Below are 254 nucleotides of genomic sequence, written 5' to 3' on the forward strand. Positions count from 1 at the left end.
GTTATCGCCTGTGCGGCGCCGAGACCAAGAGCATCCGCATCGAATGCCGCGTCGGCGGCTCCGACCTCAATCCCTATCTCGCCTTTGCGGCGCTCATTGCTGCCGGCATCGACGGCATCGAGAACAAGCTGGAGCTGGAAGCGCCTTTCGTGGGAGACGCCTATGGTGCCCGCGAGGTTCGTGAAATTCCGCGTACCTTGCGCGATGCTGCGGTGGCGCTGACGAATTCGAAGATGTTGCGCGCAGCCTTCGGT

The 254-nt window shown here is 62.6% G+C and carries 1 pseudogene; it reads left to right on the forward strand.

Going from position 1 to position 254, the window contains the following annotated elements:
* Window positions 1–254, forward strand: a pseudogene (locus ACPYOI_RS36555) (glutamine synthetase); the annotation flags it as partial.

This window comes from Rhizobium sp. SVR5-2C (genome assembly GCF_056755115.1).